The sequence below is a fragment of the Caballeronia sp. genome, assembly GCF_049581465.1.
GTDB lineage: Bacteria > Pseudomonadota > Gammaproteobacteria > Burkholderiales > Burkholderiaceae > Caballeronia.
The window spans coordinates 1-4720 of the sequence record NZ_JBAUSA010000002.1 but is presented as its reverse complement, the minus strand read 5'-3'; the positions used below and the strand labels follow the sequence as shown (position 1 = coordinate 4720).

Here is a 4720-nt window from a genome sequence, read left to right as displayed (position 1 = left end):
GAGCGAGGGAGAATGCAGCGAAGAACGCGATCGATGCCGAAAACATGACGCAGTGGTCCTGCCCCCATCGGGCAATGGGGTTTGCTATCCAGTACCAGAGGGATTTCAAGGTTCGGCTTTCTGTTAGCTTGGCGGATAGCATTGCATTCTTGGACTGTGCATTTTGGGCGGATTTTGGATGGTAGCGTGGTTTGTCGTTTTGCCGCTGCCACCGATCGATACCACCCTGCGCCGTCATGCGACCTGAGCATCTGGCCCGGTCAGATCACGTTCCATGAATATGGTGCCCACAACAGGATTGAAAATGTAAGCGGGATCGGCTTGAAACCGAGGGACGCATAGAGTCGTTGCGCCGCCTGGGCGCAGTCTGTCGGCTTAGCTCGCCGCGCGTGCGGGGCGCTTGGTTTCGGACACTTGCCGCACCGCTTTTTTCGTCGCCGATGCCGCCGTCGCCACGCTGCGCAAATCGCGCAGGAACGAATCGCGCCACACCGACAGATTGTTTTCCCTCAACGGCCCCATCATGTCCGTATGCCGCGCCTGACGCTCGGCCAACGGCATCGACAACGCGCGCTCCAATGCTTCAGACATCTGCGATAAATCAAACGGATTGACCACGAGCGCACCCGGCATCTGATCCGCAGCGCCAGCAAACTGGGACAACACAAGCGCGCCCGGATCGGCCGGATCCTGCGACGCTACGTATTCCTTGGCGACCAGATTCATTCCGTCGCGCAAAGGCGTGACGTAGCCGACCTGAGACAACCTGAACAACGCCATCAACAAGCTACGGTCGTATTTCCGGTTGAGATACTGGATCGGGGTCCAGTCCAATTGCGCAAACCGTCCATTGATCCGCCCTGCTTCACCTTCAAGGTTCTGGCGGATACGCTGATAGGTCTGCACGTCGGAGCGCGTTGGCGGCGCGATTTGTACCATCGATACCCGGCCGTGCCAGCCCGGCGCACGCAGCAACAAGCGCTCGAACGCCTGGAATCGTTCCGCAAGCCCTTTCGAATAATCGAGCCGATCCACACTCATGATCAACTTGCGCCCGCGCAAGCTGTCACGCAGACTTTTCACCGGCTTGCGATTCGAAAACTGCTCGGCAGCTTTCGCGATGGCGTCGGGATAAATGCCGATCGGATAAGCGCCGACTTTCAACACCCGGCCGTAAGCCTGCAGCATCCCGTCTTCGCTGAGATGTCCAAGGTTTCCACGTTCGATGTAATCGACAAACGACTGCTGGTCCGCGCCGGTCTGGAATCCTACGACGTCGTAGCTGCACATTGCCTTGATCAATTCCTCGTGCGGCGGCACGGTGCGCATGATTTCAGGCACGGGAAACGGAATATGCAGGAAAAATCCAATCGGATTCTTGATGCCTGCCGCGCGGCATTCCTGCGCGAACGGCAGCAAGTGATAGTCATGAACCCAGATGATGTCGTCCGGTTCAAGCAGTGGCTTAAGCTGCCTCGCGAGATTGACGTTGACACGCTTGTAACCGGCGTACTCCTCGCGATCAAAACGCGATAGGTCATTGCGATAGTGAAATGTCGGCCACAGCGTGGCATTGGAAAAACCGCGGTAATACTGGTCGTAATCGCGCCGCGTCAGGCCGACGGTCGCGTAGGTCACGTTGCCGCGCTTCTCTATCACCGGCTCGGACGCTTCGCCCACAATTTCGCCGCTCCAGCCGAACCACACGCCGCCCGTCTCCTTCAATGCGTCAAGGACACCGACCGCCAGTCCGCCAGCCGCCGGCTTGCCTTCCTGGATCGGCGCAACGCGATTCGATACCACGATCAATCTGCTCATTGCAGCGTTACCTCATTAGTTGTCGGTTATCTTCTCAAGTTGATAACAGACGAACGCAAGACATATGCCGCTTTCACAATTTGAAAAATAAAAATTGTATATAAATGTGACTGGCGAGCGAAAACACGTGGCCAACCACGTTCGGACAGAATATTTCAACGGTGTTCGCGCGCAGTGAGTCAAGCTTTTTCAGGCGTCTTGCTCAGAACCTAAATCGCGTTGATAGTCCAATCCCTCTTGTCGCACGCCACCCTGGTTATGGTCGCCGTCAGCCGGCACGCCCGGTACGGCGCGATTTTGTCCGGCGGGATCGTGTTCCGGGTGTGATACGAGCGGATCGCCGGGGGCCGATATTTTTTCGGAAGCAGCACGCGTTTCACGTTTGGCCGAGTGGCGCGCGGAGCGCCGAAGTGCGGGGTGCCTCATTGATGCCTCCAAAAGAAGGCCGTCGGAGAACTGGTTCGGCGGCAAACTACGAACGAGACCCACAAGCAAAAGTGACCGCTCACATTAACTATCCGGTCAAACTCGCATTGCGAGTTGTAATGCCTACAGTATCAGCAGACAGTTCTTCAATCATGCGCCTTCCGTTCGATCGGCGCATGGCCCGGCTCAATGCACGGTCATCAAAACGTGCGGCGTCTCGTTTGGCCCGGGAGGCGGATCGCCGATGGGCTGCATAGGCGGCGACGGCGGCTCGCGCGTCGGATCGGGGATCGTGTCAGGTTCCTGCGGCGTGTCTGGCGTGAAGGGCGGATCGGGCGGTTGCGGTGTCTGCGCGTTGACTCGGCTGCGCGTGGGTTGGCTACGCTTGGCTTGGCCGCAATATACCGCGCGAAGCGGTGCGAGATCGATCATGTCGGCTCCCCGTTCTTATCATGGAAGTGCTGGTGGACTCGATGGCTTGCATTATCGCCAGCTAAAAACGCGTCCGGCGATGCCGCTAGCGCGAGCTAGGCATACCTTCCTGATCCAGCAAGAGCCATGCCCCCGAAATGCCGCATTGGCGAGTTTCGCCGAAGACCGCGCACACGGACCTCTATTTCATTATCGGCGCGACGAGCCCGCGCGCAAAAGAAAAACGCCCGCCCAAAGCGGACATCCTGGAAGTCCGCAATGCAACGGGCGCTGCGCGTGGCTGAGTTCCGGTTAGCGCCCAGTCGCGTCCGCGTTACCCGCTACGCTCGCTTCGCTGTCCGCGCCCTTGACGTCGTCGCCGTACTCGACCAAGCGGTTGTAGAGCGTCTTCAGGCTGATGCCGAGAATTTCGGCCGCCCGAGTCTTTACGCCGCCCGATTGTTCGAGCGTAGCAAGGATCAACTGTCGATCCGCTTCTGCGAGCGACGTGCCGAACGGAATCGTAATGGCTGTTCCCGCCGATGGCTTCGACAGGGAAATCTGCAACGGCACCGTCGCCGTCCTATCCGATTCGGCGCCCGACATGATGTAGGCGCGCTGCACGTAGTTCTTCAGCTCACGCACGTTGCCGGGCCACGGGTACGACCCGAGCATGTCGCGCAGCGACTGCGGGAAGGTCTTCTTCGTGTTGTAGCGGGAGTTGAGTTCATCGAGAAACGCCTGGCCAAGCAGCTCGACATCGCCTCCGCGATCGCGCAACGGCGGCAGGTTGATAGGGAACACGTTGAGCCGGTGATACAGGTCCAGGCGCAACTTCCCTTCGAGCACCGCCTGTTCGGTATCGCGGTTGGTCGCCGCGATCAGGCGAACATCGGTTTCCAGTTCCTTTGTCGTACCGACGCGCATGAACATGCCTGTTTCCAGCACGCGCAGCAATTTCACCTGGAGTTCGATCGGCATTTCGGTGATTTCATCGAGAAACAGCGTGCCGCCGTTTGCGCGCTCGAAATAGCCCTTGTGCTGGCGATCAGCGCCAGTAAACGATCCACGCTCATGGCCGAACATTTCCGATTCGATCAGGTTCGGAGAAATCGCGCCGCAATTCACGGCGATAAACGAATGCTTGCGTCGAAGGCTGAGTTCATGAAGCGTCTGTGCGGCGACTTCCTTGCCCGTTCCCGATTCGCCGATGAGCAGCACCGACGCTGCCGTCGGCGCTACGCGACCGACCTGGTCGTAGACCGTTTGCATGGCGGGCGAATTGCCCAGCATCAAGCCGAAGCGGCCCATTCGCCGCAATTCACCACGCAGCGTGCCGATTTCGGCCTTCAGGTCGCCTGGCCGCGGAAGGCGGCTCAAGATCGCCTTCACGCGTTGCATGTTGATAGGCTTCACGAGGTAATCGGTCGCGCCCATTTTCAGCGCATTCACCGCCGACTCGACAGTCGCATGGCCCGTAATCACGATGACCTCGACGCCAGAACGCGGATCGAGATCTTCAAACAGGTCCACGCCCAGTCCATCGGGAAGCTTGAGGTCGGTGAATATGACATCCGGCGTTTGGCGCACGAGTTGAATCCGCGCTTCGCGCAGGTCGCCTGCCGTGGCTGTCGTCAGTCCATCTTCGCCGATGATCGCGGCTAGTGCCTCGCGGGTACTGGGATCGTCATCGACAATCAATACGTGTGGCATGCGTCTCGAATTTAATAAAAGCGTTGAGGGTCACACGACGCTGAATGCGCCGGGGGTATCTCCGGGACGTAGCAGGTACGTCGCCAGGCCGAATGCGCGCTGAGAGGATCAAGCACGCCGAAGATGAAAGATGAAAGACTTTCCGATTTGCTTGCAGGTTATCTATTTCAGCACGCAATTATTGCCATACAGCGAACTAATTGCCGGGACTTGGCCGATTATAAAGCTTTATCGAGATGGAACGCACTCCATGGGGTGCGGGAGATTTGGGGGTGCTGTTAGCGGCGAGTGTGGGGAGAGCGTTGAGTCCTTCTGCTAGCGTGGTCGTTCTGCTTAAGTCGGATTTTCTTGC

The 4720-nt window shown here is 58.4% G+C and carries 4 protein-coding genes; all 4 read right to left on the bottom strand.

Going from position 1 to position 4720, the window contains the following annotated elements; translation table 11 throughout:
* Positions 1-375: 375 nt before the first annotated feature.
* Positions 376-1818: an alpha,alpha-trehalose-phosphate synthase (UDP-forming) gene (otsA, locus tag WCA53_RS00030; RefSeq protein ID WP_423903897.1), complete on the bottom strand. Its 1443-nt coding sequence runs from the start codon at positions 1816-1818 to the stop codon at positions 376-378.
* A 189-nt stretch (positions 1819-2007) separates the two neighbouring features.
* A complete protein-coding gene (locus WCA53_RS00025; protein WP_423903895.1) occupies positions 2008-2244 on the bottom strand; it encodes a hypothetical protein in 237 nt (78 codons plus the stop codon).
* 186 nt (positions 2245-2430) lie between these two features.
* Complete coding sequence (locus WCA53_RS00020; protein WP_423903893.1) at positions 2431-2676, bottom strand: hypothetical protein; 246 nt, start codon at positions 2674-2676, stop codon at positions 2431-2433.
* Positions 2677-2967: 291 nt separating this feature from the next.
* On the bottom strand, positions 2968-4368 hold the full coding sequence (locus WCA53_RS00015; protein ID WP_423903890.1) for a sigma-54-dependent transcriptional regulator: 1401 nt from the start codon (positions 4366-4368) through the stop codon (positions 2968-2970).
* Positions 4369-4720: the final 352 nt, after the last annotated feature.

Bases quoted from the DNA above. Each gene is read 5' to 3' on its own strand.
- WCA53_RS00025 (WP_423903895.1), bottom strand. From the start codon at position 2,244: ATGAGGCACCCCGCACTTCGGCGCTCCGCGCGCCACTCGGCCAAACGT.
- WCA53_RS00020 (WP_423903893.1), bottom strand. From the start codon at position 2,676: ATGATCGATCTCGCACCGCTTCGCGCGGTATATTGCGGCCAAGCCAAG.
- otsA (WP_423903897.1), bottom strand. From the start codon at position 1,818: ATGAGCAGATTGATCGTGGTATCGAATCGCGTTGCGCCGATCCAGGAA.
- WCA53_RS00015 (WP_423903890.1), bottom strand. From the start codon at position 4,368: ATGCCACACGTATTGATTGTCGATGACGATCCCAGTACCCGCGAGGCA.